At 70.9% G+C, this 18026-nt stretch carries 13 protein-coding genes; 11 read left to right on the forward strand and 2 right to left on the reverse strand.

Going from position 1 to position 18026, the window contains the following annotated elements:
* Positions 1–22: 22 nt before the first annotated feature.
* Complete coding sequence (locus E2170_RS03045; RefSeq protein WP_132999167.1) at positions 23–901, reverse strand: PhzF family phenazine biosynthesis protein; 879 nt, start codon at positions 899–901, stop codon at positions 23–25.
* Positions 902–1012: 111 nt separating this feature from the next.
* Between E2170_RS03045 and E2170_RS03050 the strand changes: the two genes are divergently transcribed.
* From E2170_RS03050 to murD, 3 genes are read left to right on the forward strand one after another with little or no spacing between them, the layout of a single operon-like run.
* The gene (locus E2170_RS03050) at positions 1013–3616 is read left to right on the forward strand and encodes a bifunctional aspartate kinase/diaminopimelate decarboxylase (protein ID WP_132999168.1); all 2604 of its coding nucleotides are present in this window, start codon (positions 1013–1015) and stop codon (positions 3614–3616) included.
* Entirely contained in the window at positions 3613–4983 is a 1371-nt protein-coding gene (gene murL, locus E2170_RS03055; RefSeq protein ID WP_132999169.1) for a UDP-N-acetyl-alpha-D-muramoyl-L-alanyl-L-glutamate epimerase, read from the forward strand. Before E2170_RS03050 ends, murL begins: the two co-directional genes overlap by 4 nt.
* The gene (gene murD, locus E2170_RS03060) at positions 4964–6409 is read left to right on the forward strand and encodes a UDP-N-acetylmuramoyl-L-alanine--D-glutamate ligase (RefSeq protein WP_132999170.1); all 1446 of its coding nucleotides are present in this window, start codon (positions 4964–4966) and stop codon (positions 6407–6409) included. Before murL ends, murD begins: the two co-directional genes overlap by 20 nt.
* 11 nt (positions 6410–6420) lie before the next feature.
* Here murD and E2170_RS03065 read toward each other — a convergent pair whose 3' ends face one another.
* The gene (locus E2170_RS03065) at positions 6421–7434 is read right to left on the reverse strand and encodes a polyprenyl synthetase family protein (protein WP_132999171.1); all 1014 of its coding nucleotides are present in this window, start codon (positions 7432–7434) and stop codon (positions 6421–6423) included.
* Between the two features lie 171 nt (positions 7435–7605).
* Here E2170_RS03065 and ssb point away from each other — a divergent pair, with 171 nt between their 5' ends.
* The 8 genes from ssb (at position 7606) to E2170_RS03105 (ending at position 17901) form a co-directional block, all read left to right on the forward strand.
* Entirely contained in the window at positions 7606–8115 is a 510-nt protein-coding gene (gene ssb / locus E2170_RS03070) for a single-stranded DNA-binding protein (RefSeq protein ID WP_132999172.1), read from the forward strand.
* 42 nt (positions 8116–8157) lie between these two features.
* Complete coding sequence (rfbB, locus tag E2170_RS03075; protein WP_132999173.1) at positions 8158–9213, forward strand: dTDP-glucose 4,6-dehydratase; 1056 nt, start codon at positions 8158–8160, stop codon at positions 9211–9213.
* Entirely contained in the window at positions 9210–10097 is an 888-nt protein-coding gene (gene rfbA, locus E2170_RS03080) for a glucose-1-phosphate thymidylyltransferase RfbA (RefSeq protein WP_132999174.1), read from the forward strand. The genes rfbB and rfbA overlap by 4 nt, the downstream gene beginning before the upstream one ends.
* Entirely contained in the window at positions 10094–10651 is a 558-nt protein-coding gene (gene rfbC, locus E2170_RS03085; protein WP_132999175.1) for a dTDP-4-dehydrorhamnose 3,5-epimerase, read from the forward strand. Before rfbA ends, rfbC begins: the two co-directional genes overlap by 4 nt.
* Complete coding sequence (gene rfbD, locus E2170_RS03090) at positions 10648–11550, forward strand: dTDP-4-dehydrorhamnose reductase (RefSeq protein WP_132999176.1); 903 nt, start codon at positions 10648–10650, stop codon at positions 11548–11550. Before rfbC ends, rfbD begins: the two co-directional genes overlap by 4 nt.
* Positions 11551–11646: 96 nt before the next feature.
* The gene (locus E2170_RS03095) at positions 11647–13617 is read left to right on the forward strand and encodes an alpha/beta hydrolase family protein (RefSeq protein ID WP_165942138.1); all 1971 of its coding nucleotides are present in this window, start codon (positions 11647–11649) and stop codon (positions 13615–13617) included.
* Positions 13618–13729: 112 nt separating this feature from the next.
* Entirely contained in the window at positions 13730–15718 is a 1989-nt protein-coding gene (locus tag E2170_RS03100; RefSeq protein WP_132999177.1) for an OPT family oligopeptide transporter, read from the forward strand.
* A gap of 119 nt (positions 15719–15837) precedes the next feature.
* Positions 15838–17901, forward strand: coding sequence for a S9 family peptidase (locus tag E2170_RS03105; RefSeq protein ID WP_132999178.1), 2064 nt, complete (start codon positions 15838–15840; stop codon positions 17899–17901).
* Positions 17902–18026 lie beyond the last annotated feature (125 nt).

An 18026-nucleotide genomic window follows, 5' to 3' on the forward strand; every position in this document is an offset into this window, starting at 1 on the left:
CAGGTCCCGCTGTCGCCAGGCTTCAGAACCAGTCGATCTCGCCGCTCACGACCGTGCGCGCGCGGCCGCCCGACCAGACTTCGCCAGCTTCGTCCACGCGCAGTTCGATGATGGCGTCGTGGCCGACCTCGCGGCCCTGGCTGATGCGGTAGAAGCCGTCGTCGCCGGGCAGGGCGTCGCGTTCGGCCAGCCAGGCGGCCAGGGTGGCGTTGGCGGCGCCCGATGCGACGTCCTCGAAGTGGCCGGTCGAGCCCACCCAGGCGCGGACCGCCAGGTAGTACACGGGGTCGTCGCTGCGCGCGAACACGCACAGGCCCATGGTGCCGGTGGCTTCGGCCAGGGCGCCGATGGCGTTCCAGTCCGGCGTGGCCGAACGCAGCTCGGCCTCGTCGCGCAGCTCGGCCAGCCACCAGCGGCGGCCGCCGTCCATCAGCGCCGGCGGCAGGGCACCGGTGGCGAGGCCGGCCAGCGCGTCGCGCAGGCGCGGGTCGGCGGCGTCGGCCACTTCGACCACGCTCGCGCGCGGCGTGCGCACCGCGACCGTGCGCGTGCGGCCTTCGCCGTCCACGCGCAGCGGCAGCTCGCCGACCGCGCAGGACTGCACCAGGACGCCATCGCGCGGCGTGACCAGGCCGCGGTCGAGCAGCACGTGCGCGGTGCCGACGCTGGGGTGGCCGGCGAAGGGCACCTCGCGGCGCGGGCTGAAGATGCGCACGGCGTAGTCGGCCGTGGCCGTGGGCGACGGAAACACGAAGGTGGTTTCCGGCAGCCGCGTCCAGCGAGCGATCGCCTGCATGGTCGCGTCGTTCAGGCCGCGGGCGTCGGGGACGACGGCCAGCGGATTGCCGGCGCCGGGGCGGTCGGCGAAGACGTCGAGCTGGACGTAGGGGCAGGGGGACATCGGGACATCCGTTCGCGGGGGCGCGACAGTGTAGCCGCGCGGGGTGGTCGGATCCTTCGGACTCGCTAGAATCGCAGGCCGCGCCCGATCCCCGGGCAGGCCGGAAGCCCCATGCATCCCACCGCTCAAACCGTCCCCTGGGTCGTGCTCAAGTTCGGCGGGACCTCGGTGTCGAAACGCGAGCGCTGGGACACCATCGGCCGGCTGGCATCGCAACATGCGGCGCAGGGGCGGCGCGTGCTGGTGGTGGTGTCGGCGCTTTCGGGCGTGACCAACGAACTCGCCGCGATCGCCGATGGCGCGGCCGATGCGCCGGCGCGCGTCGAGGCGCTGGTGGCACGCCATCTCGATTTCGCGGCCGCGCTCGGCCTGGCGCCGACCGCGGTCGTGGGCGCGCGGCTGGACGCGTTGCGCACGCTGGTCGCGGAGCCGCGGGCGGTCACGCGCCCGCTCGACTGGCAGGCCGAAGTGCTGGCCCAGGGCGAACTGCTGTCCTCGACCCTGGGCGCCGCCTACCTGCACGCTGCCGGCCTGGACTTCGGCTGGTGCGATGCCCGCGACTGGCTGCAGGCGGTCGCGCTGCCGAACCAGAATGACTGGGCACGGCGGCTGTCCGTCGCCTGCCGGGGTGAAGCAGGAGGCGACTGGCGAAGCCGCTTCGACGCACAGCCGGCCGGCATCCTGCTCACCCAGGGCTTCATCGCCCGTCACGAGGATGGTGGCACCGCGATCCTCGGCCGCGGCGGCTCCGACACCTCGGCGGCGTATTTCGGCGCCCTGCTCGGCGCGGAGTGCGTGGAGATCTGGACGGACGTGCCGGGCATGTTCAGCGCCAATCCGCGCGAAGTCCCTGACGCCCGGCTGCTGACCCGCCTGGACTACGCCGAGGCGCAGGAAATCTGCACCACCGGCGCCAAGGTGCTGCATGCACGCGCGATCAAGCCCTGCCGCGACGCCGGCGTGCCGATGGCGATCCTCGACACCGCGCGGCCGGAGCTGCCGGGCACGCGCATCGACGGCAGCGCCGCCACCGTGCCCGGCGTGAAGGCGATCAGCCGCCGCGACGGCGTGGTGCTGGTGTCGATGGAAACCATCGGCATGTGGCAGCAGGTCGGCTTCCTGGCCGACATCTTCGAGATCTTCCGCCGCCACGGACTCTCGGTCGACCTGATCGGTTCGTCGGAGACCAACGTCACCGTGTCGCTGGACCCGAGCGAGAACCTGGTCAGCACCGACGTGCTGGCGCGACTGTCGGAGGACCTGGCGCGCAGCTGCCGGCTGAAGGTGATCGCGCCCTGCAGCGCGATCACTCTCGTCGGCCGCGGTATGCGCTCGCTGCTGCACAAGCTGTCCGACGTCTGGGCGACCTTCGACCGCGAGCGCGTGCACCTCATCTCGCAGTCGTCCAACGACCTCAACCTGACCTTCGTGATCGACGAGGCCGACGCCGACGGCCTGCTGCAGGAGATCCACGACGAACTGATCGCCGGCGGCGCCATGCCGGTGCGCGAGGCCGGGGTCTTCGGTCCGCGCTGGCGCGAGATTGAAGGTCGGTTGCGCCGGCGCCCGGCACCGTGGTGGCAGGGCCGGCGCGACGAGTTGCTGGCGCTGGCCGCGCAGGGCACGCCGCGCTACGCCTACGACCCGGGCATGGTGCGCGCGCGTGCACGCCAGTTGGCCTCGGTGGCCGCGGTCGACCGCCGCTTCTTCGCGATCAAGGCCAATCCGCATCCGGACATCCTGCGCCTGCTGGTGGAGGAGGGCTTCGGCCTGGAGTGCGTGTCGCTGGGCGAGCTGGAGCACGTGTTCTCCACCGTGCCGGGCATCGATCCGTCGCGCGTGCTGTTCACGCCCAGCTTCGCCCCGATCGACGAGTACGCGGCCGCGTTCGACCTCGGGGTGACGGTGACGCTCGACAACGTCGAAGCCCTGCAGCGCTGGCCCGGGGCGTTCCGCGACCGCGCGCTGTGGCTGCGCGTCGACCTTGGCCGCGGCCAGGGCCACCATGCCAAGGTGGTCACCGGCGGCCTGGCCTCGAAGTTCGGCCTGCAGGTCGACCGCATCGAGGCCTTCCTTGGTGCCGCCCGCCCGCTGGGCGTGCGTATCAGCGGGCTGCACGCGCACCTCGGCAGCGGCGTCGATACGCCCGACCACTGGCGCGAGGTCTGCGACGAGCTGGGCGGGATCGCCGGACGCATCGGCAGCATCGACACCATCGACATCGGCGGCGGCCTGCCGATTCCCTACCGCGAGGACGACGAACCCTTCGACATCGACGCCTGGGCCACGGGCCTGGCCGAGGTCAAGGCCGCGTACCCCGGGTACCGGTTCGCGATCGAACCCGGCCGCTTCCTGGTCGCGGAGTCCGGCGTGCTGCTGCTCACTACCACCCAGGTGGTGGAGAAGGGCGGCATCCGCCGCGTCGGCGCCGACGCCGGCATGAACGCGCTGATGCGCCCGACGCTGTACGAGGCCTGGCACGACATCCACAACCTGTCGCGCGCGGACGATGGCGACGTCGAGCCCTTCGACGTCGTCGGCCCGATCTGCGAATCCGGCGACGTGCTCGGCCACCAGCGCCCGCTGCCGCGCGACACCGCGCCGGGCGACGTGCTGCTGGTCGCCGACGCCGGCGCCTACGGCATGGTCATGGCCAATACCTACAACCTGCGCGCGCTGCCGGACGAGAGCGTGCTCGTGGAGAGCAAGGAATGAGCATCGTGTTCGATCGCGACGCGGTGGAGTGCTTCCGCTTCGTCGACTGCGGCTTCGACGCCGCCACGGGCGTCGCGCGGCTGGTGTACGCCTTCGACGACGGCCCGCACCTGGTCGAGACCGTCACCGTGCCGGGGGCGCCGTTCGCCCTCGACGCCGCGCGCGCCGCGGCCGCGGAGCAGGCGCTGCGCCTGCTGCACCTGGTCGCGGGCGTGAGCTATTACAAGGCCGCGGTACCCGATGAGATCCGCATCGACGGCTATGCCATCGACGACGACACTGCTGCATTCCTGGAAGACGTGTACCTGCACGGGCTGGGCGAATTTGCCTACCGCAACGGGCTCGACCTGCATGGCCGCATCGCCTTTCCCCGGACAGCTGGGGACGGGACGGACGGGAACAACCCCGCGGAAGTCCTCGGCCTCCGTCGCCACGCCCTCGTCGCCATCGGCGGTGGCAAGGATTCGCTGGTCTCGATCGAAGCCCTGCGCGCCGCCGGCATCGAACAGACCGTGAGCTGGATCGGCGGCTCGCAGCTGATCGCCGCATGCGCCGCGCGCACCGGGCTGCCGACGCTCAACATCGGTCGCCAGCTGGCGGCGGAGCTGTTCGAGTACAACCGCCAGGGCGCATACAACGGCCATATTCCGGTCACCGCGATCAATTCGGCGATCCTGGCCTTCGCCGCCGTGCTGCTCGGCGTCGACCAGGTGGTGTTCTCCAACGAGCGTTCGGCCAGCTACGGCAGCCTGATCGAGGGCACCGGCGAGGTGAACCACCAGTGGTCGAAGGGCTGGGCCTTCGAGCAGGCCTTCGCCGCCCACCTGCGCCGCCACGTCGCCGCCGACCTGCGCTACTACTCGTTGCTGCGGCCGCTGTCGGAGCTGGCGGTGGCGCGGCAGTTCGCGAAGATCGACCGCTACGACGCGCACTTCTCCAGCTGCAACCGCAACTTCCACCTGCTCGGCGAGCGCCCGACCAGCCGCTGGTGCGGGGTCTGCCCGAAGTGCCACTTCGTGTTCCTGGCGCTGGCGCCGTTCATGCCCAAGCCGCGTCTGGTCGGCATCTTTGGCCGCAACCTGCTCGACGACGCGGCGCAGGTGCCCGGCTTCGACGCGCTGATGGAATACCGCGACCACAAGCCCTTCGAATGCGTGGGCGAGGCGCGCGAGTCACGGGCGGCGATGGCGGCGCTGGCCGCGCGCCCGGAATGGCGCGAGGACGCGGTGGTCACGCGCTTCCGCGACGAGATCCTGCCGCAGATCGACGCCGGCGAGCTCGGGATCGCGCCGTTGCTGGTGCCCGATCCGGAGCACGACATCCCCGAAGCCGTCTGGAGCCGGCTGCATGCGCATTTCGCAGCTTGAAGGCCGTCGCGTCGCGCTCTGGGGCTGGGGACGCGAAGGCCGCGCGGCCTGGCGGGCGATGCGCGCGCGGCTGCCGTCGCAGCCGCTGACCCTGTTCTGCGGCGTCGACGAGGCCGCGGCGGCGGACGCGATCGGCGACGGCCTGCTGTCGGTCGAGACCGAGGCCAGCGCCGGCCGCCTGTCGGCGTTCGAGGTGGTGGTGAAGTCGCCGGGCATCAGCCCCTACCGGCCGGAAGCGCTGCTCGCCGCGCGCGCGGGCACGTTGTTCGTCGGCGGCACCGCACTGTGGTTCGGTGAGCGCGCGGCCGAAGGCGACGTCGCCCGCGGCGTCGCCTGCGTCACCGGCACCAAGGGCAAGAGCACCACCACCGCGCTGCTCGCGCACCTGCTGCGCGCCGGCGGCCACCGCACCGCGCTGGCCGGCAACATCGGCCTGCCGCTGCTGGAGCTGCTGGACGAAGGCGCCGAGGCCTGGGCGATCGAACTGTCGAGCTACCAGACCGGCGACGTCGCCACCGGCGGCGTGCGCCCGGAAGTGGCGGTGGTCACCAATGTCTTCCCCGAGCACCTGGACTGGCACGGCGGCGAGGAACGCTACGTCGAGGACAAGCTGGCGCTGGTGACGCGCGCGCGCCCGAGGGTGGCGGTGCTCAACGCCGCCGACCCGCGGCTGGCGGCGCTGGGCGGGCGCCTGGATCCTTCGACCGAAGTGCGCTGGTACGGGCGTGCCGACGGCTGGCACCTGCGCGACGACGTGCTCCACCGTGGCGAAGAGGCGCTGTTCGATACCCGCGGCCTGCCGCTGCCCGGGCGGCACAACCGCGGCAACCTGTGCGCGGTGCTGGCCGCGATCGAGGCCCTGGGCCACGACGCCGCGGCGTTGGCGCCGGCAGCAGCCTCGTTCCGGCCGTTGCCGCACCGCCTGCAGCCGCTGGGCGAGCGCGACGGTGTGGCCTGGGTCAACGACTCCATCAGCACCACGCCGCACGCGACCCTGGCCGCGCTTGATGTCTACCGCGACCGGCGCGTGGCGCTGCTGGTCGGCGGCCACGACCGCGGACTGGACTGGTCGGACTTCGCCTCGAAGATGCGCCGCGGCGCGCCGGCGGTGATCGTGACCATGGGCAACAACGGGCCGCGCATCCACGCGCTGCTGGAGCCGGTGGCGGAGGAGGCCGGATTCATGCTGCGCGCGGCGGCCGGTCTGGGCGATGCGGTGGCGGCGGCGCGTGATGCGCTGGCGGCGAGCCCGCGCCGGACGGACGGGGACGGGGACGTCATCCTGCTGTCGCCGGGCGCCCCGAGCTTCGGCACCTACCGCGACTACGTCGAGCGCGGCCGCGACTTCGCCCGGCTCGGGGGCTTCGATCCGGACGCGATCGCGGCGATCCCGGGGCTGGGCATCGCCTCGTCGAATCCCGGCTGATCGCCGGGGGATCAGGCGCCGCGGTCGACGGCGTGGCGCACCAGGCCGCGCAGCGCGGCGATGGCTTCGGCGTCGCTGGCCTCCAGCCCGTCCAGCGCGGCCTCGGCCAGCGCGGCGTACTCACGGGCACGCTGGATGCTGTACTCCAGCCCGCCGCTGGCGCGGATCGCGGTGATCGCCTCGTCGAGCGCGGCCACGTCGCCTGCCTCGACGATCGTGCGCAGGCGCGCGCGCAGGGCCTCGTCGGCGTGGGCCATGGCGTGGATCAGCGGCAGGGTCATCTTGCCCTCGGCCAGGTCGTCGCCGAGGTGCTTGCCGAGCGCGGCCTCGTCGGCGCTGTAGTCGAGCACGTCGTCAGCGATCTGGAAGGCGATGCCGAGGTTCAGGCCGTAGTCGTGCAGCCGCTGCTGTGTGGCCTCGTCGGCGCCGGCCAGCAGCGCGCCCAGGCGGGTGGCGGCGGCGAACAGGATCGCGGTCTTGCGCTCGATCACGCGCAGGTAGGCGGCCTCGTCCACGTCCGGGTTGCGCACGTGCAGCAGCTGCAGCACCTCGCCCTCGGCGATGCGGTTGGTGGTGTCGGCCAGGATCTCCTGCACCCGCATCGAGCCCAGCTCGACCATCAGCTGGAAGCTGCGCGAATACAGGAAGTCGCCGACCAGCACGCTGGCGGCGTTGCCGAAGACGGCGTTGGCGGTGCTGCGGCCGCGGCGCAGGTCTGACTCGTCGACCACGTCGTCGTGGAGCAGGGTGGAGGTGTGGATGAATTCGACCACCGCCGCCAGCTGGTGGGCGTCGGGGCCCTGGTGGCCGAGGGCGCGGGCGGCGAGCAGCAGCAGCATCGGGCGCAGGCGCTTGCCGCCACCGGCGACGATGTGCTCGGCCACCTGGTTGACCAGGACCACGTCGGAGGCCAGGCGGCGGCGGATCAGGGCATCGACCGCGGCCATGTCGGCGGCGGCACAGGCCTGGACCTCGGGCAGCGGCAGGGCGGGGCTGGCCGGGGTGGCCTGGGCGGTGGGAGGCATGCTCGGGTGCGGTTCTGGGGAGCGTCATTATAGTGTCCGGCGCCAGGCCCAGGGCCCGGGGCGGCGTAGTCCCACCCCCGGCCGGGCCTCCACCGGATGGCTGCGGGGCGGCGGGTATAATCACTCTTTTACTCCGCCAATCCCGGCGGAGAGCGCAAGGAACCCATACCCATGGCCCGCGGAATCAACAAGGTCATCCTCGTCGGCAACCTCGGCAACGACCCCGATGTCAAGTACACCCAGGGCGGTAGCGCCATCACCACGATCAGCGTGGCCACCACCGAAGCCTGGAAGGACAAGCAGACCGGCCAGCAGCAGGAACGCACCGAGTGGCACCGGGTGAAGTTCTTCGGCCGCCTGGCGGAGATCGCCGGCGAGTACCTGAAGAAGGGCCGCCAGGTCTACATCGAGGGCTCGCTGCGCACCGACAAGTACACCGGCAAGGACGGCGTCGAGCGCTACACCACCGACATCATCGCCAACGAGATGCAGATGCTCGGCGGTGGCGGCGAGGGCGGTTCGCGCGGTGGCGGCGGTGACTTCCAGCGTGGCGGTGGCGGCGACTATCAGCGCGGTCCGCGCGAGTCGTCCGGCGGCCCGGCCCGACAGGCGCCCGCGGCGGCCCCGGCGGCGGCACAGTTCGATGACGGCGGCTTCTCGGACGACGATATCCCGTTCTGACCGCTGCCCGCGGTAGCAGCAGTTCCTGGAGGAATTCCCCACATGCCAGTTTGGTTGGTCACCGGCGGTGCCGGTTTCATCGGCGGCAATTTCGTGCTCGAGGCGGTCGCGGCGGGCGTTCGCGTCGTCAACCTCGACGCGCTCACCTATGCCGGCAACCTCGACACCCTGTCTTCGCTGGAAGGCAACCCGGACCACGTCTTCGTGCATGGCGATATCGGCGACCGCGCGCTGGTCGAGCGCCTGCTGGCGGAGCACCGCCCGGACGCGGTGGTGAACTTCGCCGCCGAAAGCCACGTCGACCGTTCGATCGACGGTCCCGCGGCGTTCGTGCAGACGAACGTGGTCGGCACGCTGGCGCTGCTCGAGGCCGTGCGCGACTACTGGAAAGCGCTCGAGGGTGACGCGAAGGACGCCTTCCGTTTCCTGCACGTGTCCACCGACGAGGTCTATGGCACGCTCGGCGAGACCGGCCTGTTCACCGAGACCACGCCGTATGCGCCCAACTCGCCGTATTCGGCGTCGAAGGCCGCGTCCGACCACCTGGTGCGCGCCTTCCACCACACCTACGGGCTGCCGGTGCTGACCACCAACTGCAGCAACAACTACGGGCCCTATCACTTCCCCGAAAAGCTCATCCCGCTGGTGATCGCCAAGGCCCTGGCCGGCGAGCCGTTGCCGGTGTACGGCGATGGCAAACAGGTGCGCGACTGGCTGTTCGTCACCGACCACTGCGCGGCGATCCGTACCGTGCTGGCGAAGGGCCGGGTGGGCGAGACCTACAACGTCGGCGGCAACGCCGAGAAGCAGAACATCGAGGTGGTGAAGACGATCTGCGCGCTGCTGGATGAGCGCCGGCCGCGCGAGGACGGCCAGCCGCGTGAATCGCAGATCACCCACGTCGCCGACCGCCCGGGGCATGACCGCCGCTACGCGATCGACGCCTCCAAGCTGCGCGACGAGTTGGGCTGGGAGCCTGCGTACAGCTTCGAGCGCGGCATCGCCGAGACCGTCGACTGGTACCTCGACAACCAGCCCTGGGTGCAGCGCGTGCTCGACGGCAGCTACCGCCTGGAGCGGATCGGGGCGGCGGCATGACCGCGCGCCGCGGCATCATCCTGGCCGGCGGCTCCGGCACCCGGCTGTATCCGATCACCCAGGCCATCAGCAAGCAGCTGCTGCCGGTGTACGACAAGCCGATGATCTACTACCCGCTGAGCGCGCTGATGCTCGCCGGGATCCGCGAGGTGCTGATCATCAACACCCCGCACGAGCAGGCGCTGTTCCAGCAGCTGCTCGGCGACGGTTCGCAGTGGGGCATGGACATCCGGTACGCCGTGCAGCCCAGTCCTGACGGCCTGGCCCAGGCCTACCTGATCGGCCGCGACTTCGTCGGCGGCAAGCCGAGCTGCCTGGTGCTGGGTGACAACATCTTCCATGGCCACGGCTTCACCGAAATCCTCAAGCGCGCCGATGCGCGCGAGGACGGCGCGACCGTGTTCGGCTACTGGGTCAGCGACCCCGAGCGCTACGGCGTGGCCGACTTCGACGCCGACGGCAAAGTGGTCGGGCTGGAGGAGAAGCCGGCCAACCCGCGCTCGAACTATGCGGTCACCGGTCTGTACTTCTACGACGGCCGCGCCAGCGACTTCGCGGGTTCGCTCAAGCCCTCGCCGCGCGGCGAGCTCGAGATCACCGACCTCAACCGCTGCTACCTCGAGGAGGGCAGCCTGCACCTCGAACAGCTCGGCCGCGGATACGCCTGGCTCGACACCGGCACCCACCAGTCGCTGATCGAGGCCTCGAATTTCATCGAGACCGTCGAGGCGCGCCAGGGCCTGCGCGTGTGCTGTCCCGAGGAGATCGCCTGGTCCAACGGTTGGATCGGTGACGCCGACCTCGAGCGCCTGGCCGCGCCGCTGGCCAAGAACGGCTACGGCCAGTACCTGCTGTCGCTGGCCAAGCGTGGAGTGGTGCGATGAAGGTGGTGGAGACCGGCCTGCCGGGTTGCGTCGTGATCGAGCCGCAGGTGTTCGGCGACGACCGCGGCTTCTTCTACGAATCCTTCAACGCCGACAAGCTCGCGCAGCACGGGCTCACGCCCGCCTTCGTGCAGGGCAACGTGTCCTCGTCCTCGCGCGGCGTTTTGCGCGGCCTGCACTACCAGTGGCCGAAGCCGCAGGGCAAGTATGTCTCGGTGATCGAAGGCGAGGTCTGGGACGTCGCCGTCGACATCCGCCGCGGTTCGCCCACCTTCGGGAAGTGGACGGCGGTGTTGCTCAACGCGGAGAACAAGCGCCACTTCTGGATCCCGGAGGGCTTCGCCCACGGCTTCGTGACGCTCAGCGAGCGCGCGGTGTTCACCTACCTGTGCACCGCCACTTACGACCGCGAGGCCGACGCCGGGATCCGCTGGAACGATGCCGACCTGGCCGTCGACTGGCCGGTGGCCGATCCGGTGCTGTCGGAGAAGGACGCGCGCGCGCCGTTCCTGGCCGACGTGCCCGAGGAGCGCCTGCCGGTCTACCTGCCGTGAGGTTGCTGCTGCTCGGCGCCAATGGCCAGGTCGGCCATGCCCTGCGCCGCGAGCTGGCGCCGCTGGGCGAGGTGGTCTGCACCACGCGCAGCGGGACCCTGCCCGACGGCACGGCCTGCGAGCGCGCCGACTTCGACCAGCCGTCGACCCTGCCGGCCCTGGTCGAACGCATCGCCCCGGACGTGGTGGTCAATGCCGCCGCGTACACCGCCGTCGACCGCGCGGAGGAAGAGCGCGACGCGGCCTTCCGCGCGAACGCCGAGGCGCCGGCCGCGCTGGCGGAGGCCTGCGCGCGTCGCGACGCGCTGCTGGTGCATTACTCCACGGACTATGTCTTCGACGGCAACGGCACGCGCCCCTGGCGCGAGGACGATGCCACCGCGCCACTGGGCGTCTACGGCGCCAGCAAGCTGGCCGGCGAGGACGCCGTCCGCGGCAGCGCCGCGCGCCACATGGTGTTCCGCACCGCCTGGGTCTACGGCGCACATGGCCACAACTTCATGCGCACCATGCTGCGCCTGGGTGCCGACCGCGACGAACTGCGCGTGGTCGCCGACCAGGTCGGTACGCCGACGCCGGCGCGGCTGATCGCACAGGCCACCGCGCAGGCACTGGCGGCAGACCCCGGCGCGAGCGGCCTCTGGCACCTCACCGCCGCGGGCAGCACCAGCTGGCACGGTTTCGCCGAGGCGATCTTCTCCGGCGCGCAGGCCCGCGGCTTGCTGCCTAAGGCGCCGCGGGTGTTGCCCATCGCCACCAGCGAATACCCCACGCCGGCGCGCCGGCCGGCGTACTCCTGCCTGGACATCGGGCGGATGCAGGCGGATTTCGGGACTTCGTTCCCGGACTGGCACGACGCGCTGTCCAGCGTGCTGGACGAGGTGGCCGCGACCGGCTGAGTCTGGAACAATGCCGCAGCGCCCCGATGCGGGTGCCAGGGGCTCGGCCGCAGGGGATGCGCGGCCTGTGAGAAAACCACGCATACGGGGATGCACATGCGCAACAACATCATCCGGTTCACGGCCGCCATGCTGCTGGCCGTGGCCTCCGTCGCGCCCGCGGCGGAGCTGGACATCGAACCCTTCATCCGCAAGTCCGAATTCGGCAGCGTCAAGATTTCGCCGACCGGCGAGTATCTGGCAGCCCTGGTTCCGCTCGAGGACACCACGGCGCTGGTGGTCGTGCGGACGGCCGACAACAAGGTCACCGGCGGAGGCACCCTCGGTGAGAACCGGCACGTGTCCGACATGTGGTGGGTCAACGACGAGCGGCTGCTGTTCTCCTCCGCGGAGAAGATGGGCCTGCTGGACGAGCCGCGCCTGACCGGGAACCTGTACACGACCACCGCCACGGAGCACCGGGCGCCGATCCTGGTCGGCCAGGACGTGCTGCCAGCGCAGGGCAGCACGCGTCTGGGAGGTGGTCGCGCGGAGATGGTCTGGGCGCGCCTGGTGGACGGTCTGCGCGACAACGACAACGAAGCCATCATCTCCGTCGGCGGCTTCGGCAACGATCCGTATACCCGTGCCGAGCGCCTGAACGTGGTCAACGGCCGCCGGCTTCCGGTGACCAAGGCCCCCGTGCGCAATGGCCGCTACGTGACCGATACCTCGGGCGTGGTCCGTGCGGCGTACGGCTTCAACCTGGACAACTCGGTCAGGACCTTCATCCGCGAGCGCGATGGCGGCGAATGGATCCAGATCAACGACGAGGAATCGAGTGGCGTGTCCCTGCTGCCGGTGGGGTTCTCGAGCGACGGCGGGACCATGTACATGCTCGCCCACCGCGAGACCGGCACGTCGGTGGTCGAAGCGTACGACATGGCCACGGGCAAGCGGGCGGTGGTCCTCGCCGATGAGAAAGCGGAGCCGGAGATCGTGATCTACGAGCCGGTCACGGGAGAGCCGGTCGGCGTGCGCTACATGGATGGCAAGCTGCGCACCGCCTTCTTCAAGTCCGGCTCCGCCGCCGAGCGCCAGTACCGCAGCCTGGAGGCCGCGTTCGCTGGCGAAGCGCCGCTGATCACGTCCTCGACCAAGGACGGCCGCGTGGTCCTGGTCCATGTCTCCAGCGATCGCAACGCCGGCGACTACTACACGTTCGACACCGTCAACAACAAGGCGGCCCACGTGCTGAGCACGCGCGGCTGGCACGACCCCTCGATGATGGCGGAGATGCGCCCGATCACGCTGGCCGCGCGCGACGGCCTGCAGCTGTCGGGCTACGTGACCATCCCCGCGGGATCGTCCGGGAAGTCGCTGCCGATGGTGGTCATGCCGCACGGCGGGCCGTACGGCATCTACGACCGCTGGTCGTTCGATACCGACGCGCAGCTGCTCGCGGCGGCCGGCTACGCCGTGCTCCAGGTGAACTATCGCGGCTCCGGCAACCACGGCCGTGCCTTCCAGCAGGCGGGTGCACGCGAGTGGGGCGGCAAGATGCAGGACGATCTGACCGATGCCACGCGCTGGGCGGTGCAGCAGGGCATCGCCGACGCCTCGCGCATCTGCATCCACGGCGGAAGCTACGGTGGCTACGCCGCGCTGATGGGGGTGGCACGCGAGCCCGACCTCTATCGCTGCGCATCGGGCTATGTCGGCGTCTACGACCTGCCTGCGATGCAGTCCGAAACCCAGCGTGACAGCCGCCGCCTCGGCCGCTGGTCGAAAGACTGGGTGGGCGACGACATGGCGCGCCTGGCCGCCACTTCGCCGACGCGCCTGGCCGGCAACATCAAGGTGCCGGTGCTGCTGGCGGCCGGCGGCAAGGACGAAGTCGCACCGGTCGAGCACACCCGCAAGATGGAGCGCGCGCTGAAGGCCGCCGGCGTTCCGGTGGAAGCCCTGTATTACCCGACCGAAGGCCACGGCTTCTACGTCGAGGCCAACCGGCGCGAGTACTACACGAAGCTGCTGGCCTTCCTTGGCCAGCACCTGGGTGGCAAGACCGCCGGCAGCGGCAAGTAGGCGCCGGCGCGTCGCGTGGGCGCCCGGCGTCGTCGCCCGCGCCCTGCCGAGGTTGTGGACGGGAGGGCACCAAGGCGATTAGCTTTGCGCGTCCACCAGGGAGTCTCATGCAATGGCCAACCCGGCAAGCGGATCCGTTCCGCAGCTGACCTTCCGCGCCGTGCTGCTGGCCATCGTGCTGGCGGTGATCCTTTCCGCCGCCAACGCCTACCTCGGCCTGTTCGCGGGCCTGACCATCGCCACCGCGATCCCGGCGGCGGTGGTGTCGATGGGCGTGCTGCGCCTGCTCGGCGGCGGCACCATCCTCGAGAACAACATCGTCCAGACCGGCGCTTCGGCCGGTTCGTCGATCGCGGCGGGCGTGATCTTCACCATCCCGGCGCTGGTGATCCTGGGGTACTGGCAGGACTTCCGCTATTCCTGGGTGCTGGCGATCGCCGGCCTTGGCGGCCTGCTCGGCGTGCTGTTCTCGGTGCCGCTGCGACGCACGATGATCGTCGAGGACCCGCTGCCGTTCCCCGAGGGCAAGGCCGCGGCGGAAGTGCTCAAGGCCGGCGAGAACCCCGGCCCGGGCCTCAGGATCCTGGGCCTGGCCGCGGGCATCGGCGCCCTGGTCAAGGTCGCCGCCGAGAGCGGCATGCGCATGATCCCGGATAACGCGGTGGGCGCCGGCTTCATGGGCAAGTACCTGGGCTACATGGGCACCAACCTGTCGCCGGCGCTGCTGGGCGTGGGCTACATCGTCGGGCTCAACATCGGCATCGTGGTGCTGTCGGGCAGCGTGCTGTCCTGGCACATCGCGATCCCGCTCTACCACGCGATGTTCCTCGACAGCGACCCGGCGCTGGCCGCGGCGATCGCCGGCGCGCCCGCGGCCGATGCCGCCGGGGCGATCTGGTCGGCGAAGATCCGCTACCTGGGCGTGGGCGCTATGCTGATCGGCGGCATCTGGACGCTGTTCTCGCTGCGCAAGTCGCTGCTGTCGGGCGTGAAGAGCGGCATCGCCGCCGCGCGCAAGGGCTCGGGCGGCCCGGTCGCCGAGACCGACCGCGACCTGCCGATGAAGTGGATGCTGGTGGCGCTGGTGGCTTTCGTGCTGCCGCTGGCGCTGCTGTACCACGCGATCGTCGCCGCCGACCCGTCCGTGTCCAGCCCCTGGGCGATCGGCATCCTGATGACGATCATCATGATCCTGGCCGGCTTCCTGTTCGTGTCGGTGTCGGCCTACCTGGCGGGCCTGGTGGGTTCGTCGAACAACCCGGTGTCGGGCATCACCATCGCCACCATCCTGTTCGCGTCGGTGGTGCTGGTGCTGCTGCTCGGACGCGAGTCGCCGATCGGCGCGGTGGCGGCGATCATGATCGGTGCGGTGGTGTGCTGTGCGGCCGCGGTGGGCGGCGACAACCTGCAGGACCTCAAGGCCGGCTACATCGTCGGCGCCACGCCGTGGAAGCAGCAGTTGATGCTGGCCATCGGCGCCTTCTCGTGCGCCCTGATCATGGCGCCGGTGCTGAACCTGCTGGCCGAGGCCTACGGCATCGGCGCGCCGACCGCGGAGCGCCCGCAGTCGCTGGCCGCGCCGCAGGCGACGCTGATGGCCTCGGTCGCCAAGGGCATGTTCGGTGGGGAACTGCCGTGGACGATGATCGCGATCGGCGCCGGCGTGGGCGCCGCGATCATCGCCTTCGACGAGTGGCTGAAGGCGCGCGGCTCGGGCTTCCGGGTGCCGGTGCTGGCCGCGGCCATCGGCATCTACCTGCCGCTGGAGCTGATGGTGCCGATCTTCCTCGGTGGCCTGCTGGCGCATCTGGTCGAGCGCAGGCACCGCATCGACCGCAGCGACGAGGCCGCGCGCGACCGAATCCACCGCCCCGGCACCCTGTTCGCCGCCGGCCTGATCACCGGCGAGGCGCTGATGGGCATCGCCATCGCGGTGCCGATCGTGGTCACCAAGCGTGCCGACGTGCTGGCATTGCCGGATTACCTGCACTTCAACCAGGTCGTGGGCCTGGCGGTGCTGGCCGTGGTCGGCTGGCTGCTGTACCGCAGCGGGGCGAAGCAGGACACGACCGCGGCGCCGGTGGAGCCGGGACCGCAGTAGGCTCGCCCGGGGCGACTTGGCCGCGCGGGTGGCGGATCACGGCGCGCCGGGACCTTCCGGCTTTGCGCCGCCGCCGCGCGCCGCCTACCATCGGGCCTTTCCGCCCGGAGTTCCGATCCATGCCGCGTACCGCCCTGCTGACCCTGTGCCTGATCGCCGCGCTGCCCGCGGTCGCCGAAGCCCGAGGCCTGGAGGGCCGTGATCTCGCCGCCCTGGAGCGCGTCTCCTCGCCGGTGCTGTCGCCCGATGGCCGGCAGCTGGTGTTCGCGCAGCGCAGCATCGACCTGGAGGCCAACTCGGGCACCAGCGCGCTGTACCTGCGCAACCTGGTCACCCGCGACATGGCGCCGCCGAAGCGGCTGACGCCCGAGGGCTGGAACGTGAATTCGCCCTCGTTCTCGCCTGATGGCAAGACGGTCTACTTCCTGAGCGCGAAGAACGGCTCGCAGCAGCTTTACGCGATCCCGCTGTCCGGCGGCACGCCGCGCCAGCTGACCGATTTCGCCTCCGACGTCGGCACCTACCACGTCTCGCCCGACGGCGGCCGGATCGCCTTCAGCGCCGATGTCTTCGGCGACTGTGGTGCCGATTTCGCCTGCACGGGCAAGCGCCTGGACGAGCGCAAGGCGTCCAAGGTCTCCGGCGTGGTCTACGAGCAGCTGTTCGTGCGCCACTGGGACACCTGGGCCGACGGCCGCCGCAACCGCCTGTTCGTGGCCGAGCTGCCGGCGGCGCGCGGCAAGCCGGTGTCCACCGCCACCGCGATCAGCGGCGCCCTCGACGGTGACGTGCCGGGCAAGCCCTTCGGCGGCGCCGAGGACTACGCCTGGGCACCGGACGGGCAGAGCGTGGTCGCCAGCGTGAAGGTCGCCGGCCGCGAAGAGGCCTGGACCACCAACTTCGACCTGTACCGCCTCGACGCCGCCGGCACCGCGGCGCCGGTGAACCTGACCGAGGACAACAAGGCCTGGGATGCCGGCCCGGTGTTCAGCGCCGATGGCGGTACCCTGTTCTACCGCGCGATGGCGCGCCCGGGCTTCGAGGCCGACCGCTTCGCGCTGATGGCGCTCGACCTGGCCAGCGGCGAGCGCCGCGAGATCGCCCCGCGCTGGGACCGCTCGCCGAGCAGCCTGCAGCCTTCGGCCGACGGCAGCGCCCTGTACGTGGCCGCACAGGACACCGGCGAGTACCCGCTGTTCCGCGTCGATGTCGCCACCGGCGAGGTCACGAAGCTGGTCGGCGGCGGCAGCGTCTCCTCCTACGAGGTGGCCGGCGAGACCCTGATGTTCAGCCGCAACGCCATCGACACCAGCGACGTCATCCACGTGGCTTCCTTGGATGGCCAGGGCGAGCGCGCGATCACGCCCACCGCCGCCGAACGCTTGCCCGGCGTCGACTTCGGCGCCTTCGAGCAGTTCAGCTTCAAGGGCGCGAAGAACGCCACCGTCCACGGCTACGTGGTCAAGCCCTGGAACTACGAGGAAGGCCGCAAGTACCCGGTCGCCTTCCTGATCCACGGCGGCCCGCAGGGCAGCTTCGGCAACGGCTGGAGCTACCGCTGGAACCCGCAGACCTACGCCGGCCAGGGCTATGCCGTGGTCATGATCGACTTCCATGGCTCCACCGGCTACGGCCAGGCCTTCACCGACGCGATCAGCGGCGACTGGGGCGATGCGCCGCTGGTGGACCTGCAGAAGGGCTGGGCCGCGGCGCAGCAGCAGTATCCCTTCCTCGACGGCGACAAGGCCTGCGCGCTGGGAGCCAGCTACGGCGGCTACATGGTCAACTGGATCGCCGGCAACTGGAACGAGCCCTGGAAGTGCCTGGTCAACCACAACGGCGTCTTCGACACCCGTTCGATGGGCCTGGTGACCGAGGAGCTGTGGTTCACCGAGTGGGAGAACGGCGGCACCGTGTATGACAACCCTGAAGCCTACGAGCGGCACAACCCCGCGCGGCATATCGACAAGTGGCGCGTGCCGATGCTGGTGGTGGCCGGCCAGAACGATTTCCGGGTGCCGATCGACCAGAGCCTGTCGAGCTTCACCGCGCTGCAGCGCCAGGGCATCGAGTCGAAGCTGCTGTACTTCCCCGACGAGAACCACTGGGTGCTGAAGCCGCAGAACAGCGTCTTCTGGCACGACACCGTCAACGACTGGCTGAAGCAGCACATCGGCCAGTAACCCCAGCCTCCCGCGCGACCGGCCCGACCGCGGCCGGCCGCGCGCGGCCTTTTCCTCCCGCACCCGATTTCCGAACCGACAGGAACCCTGCCGATGATGGCCCTCGCTCCCGCCGCGCCCGAAGC

It is taken from the genome of Luteimonas arsenica (assembly GCF_004352825.1).
Lineage (GTDB): Bacteria > Pseudomonadota > Gammaproteobacteria > Xanthomonadales > Xanthomonadaceae > Luteimonas > Luteimonas arsenica.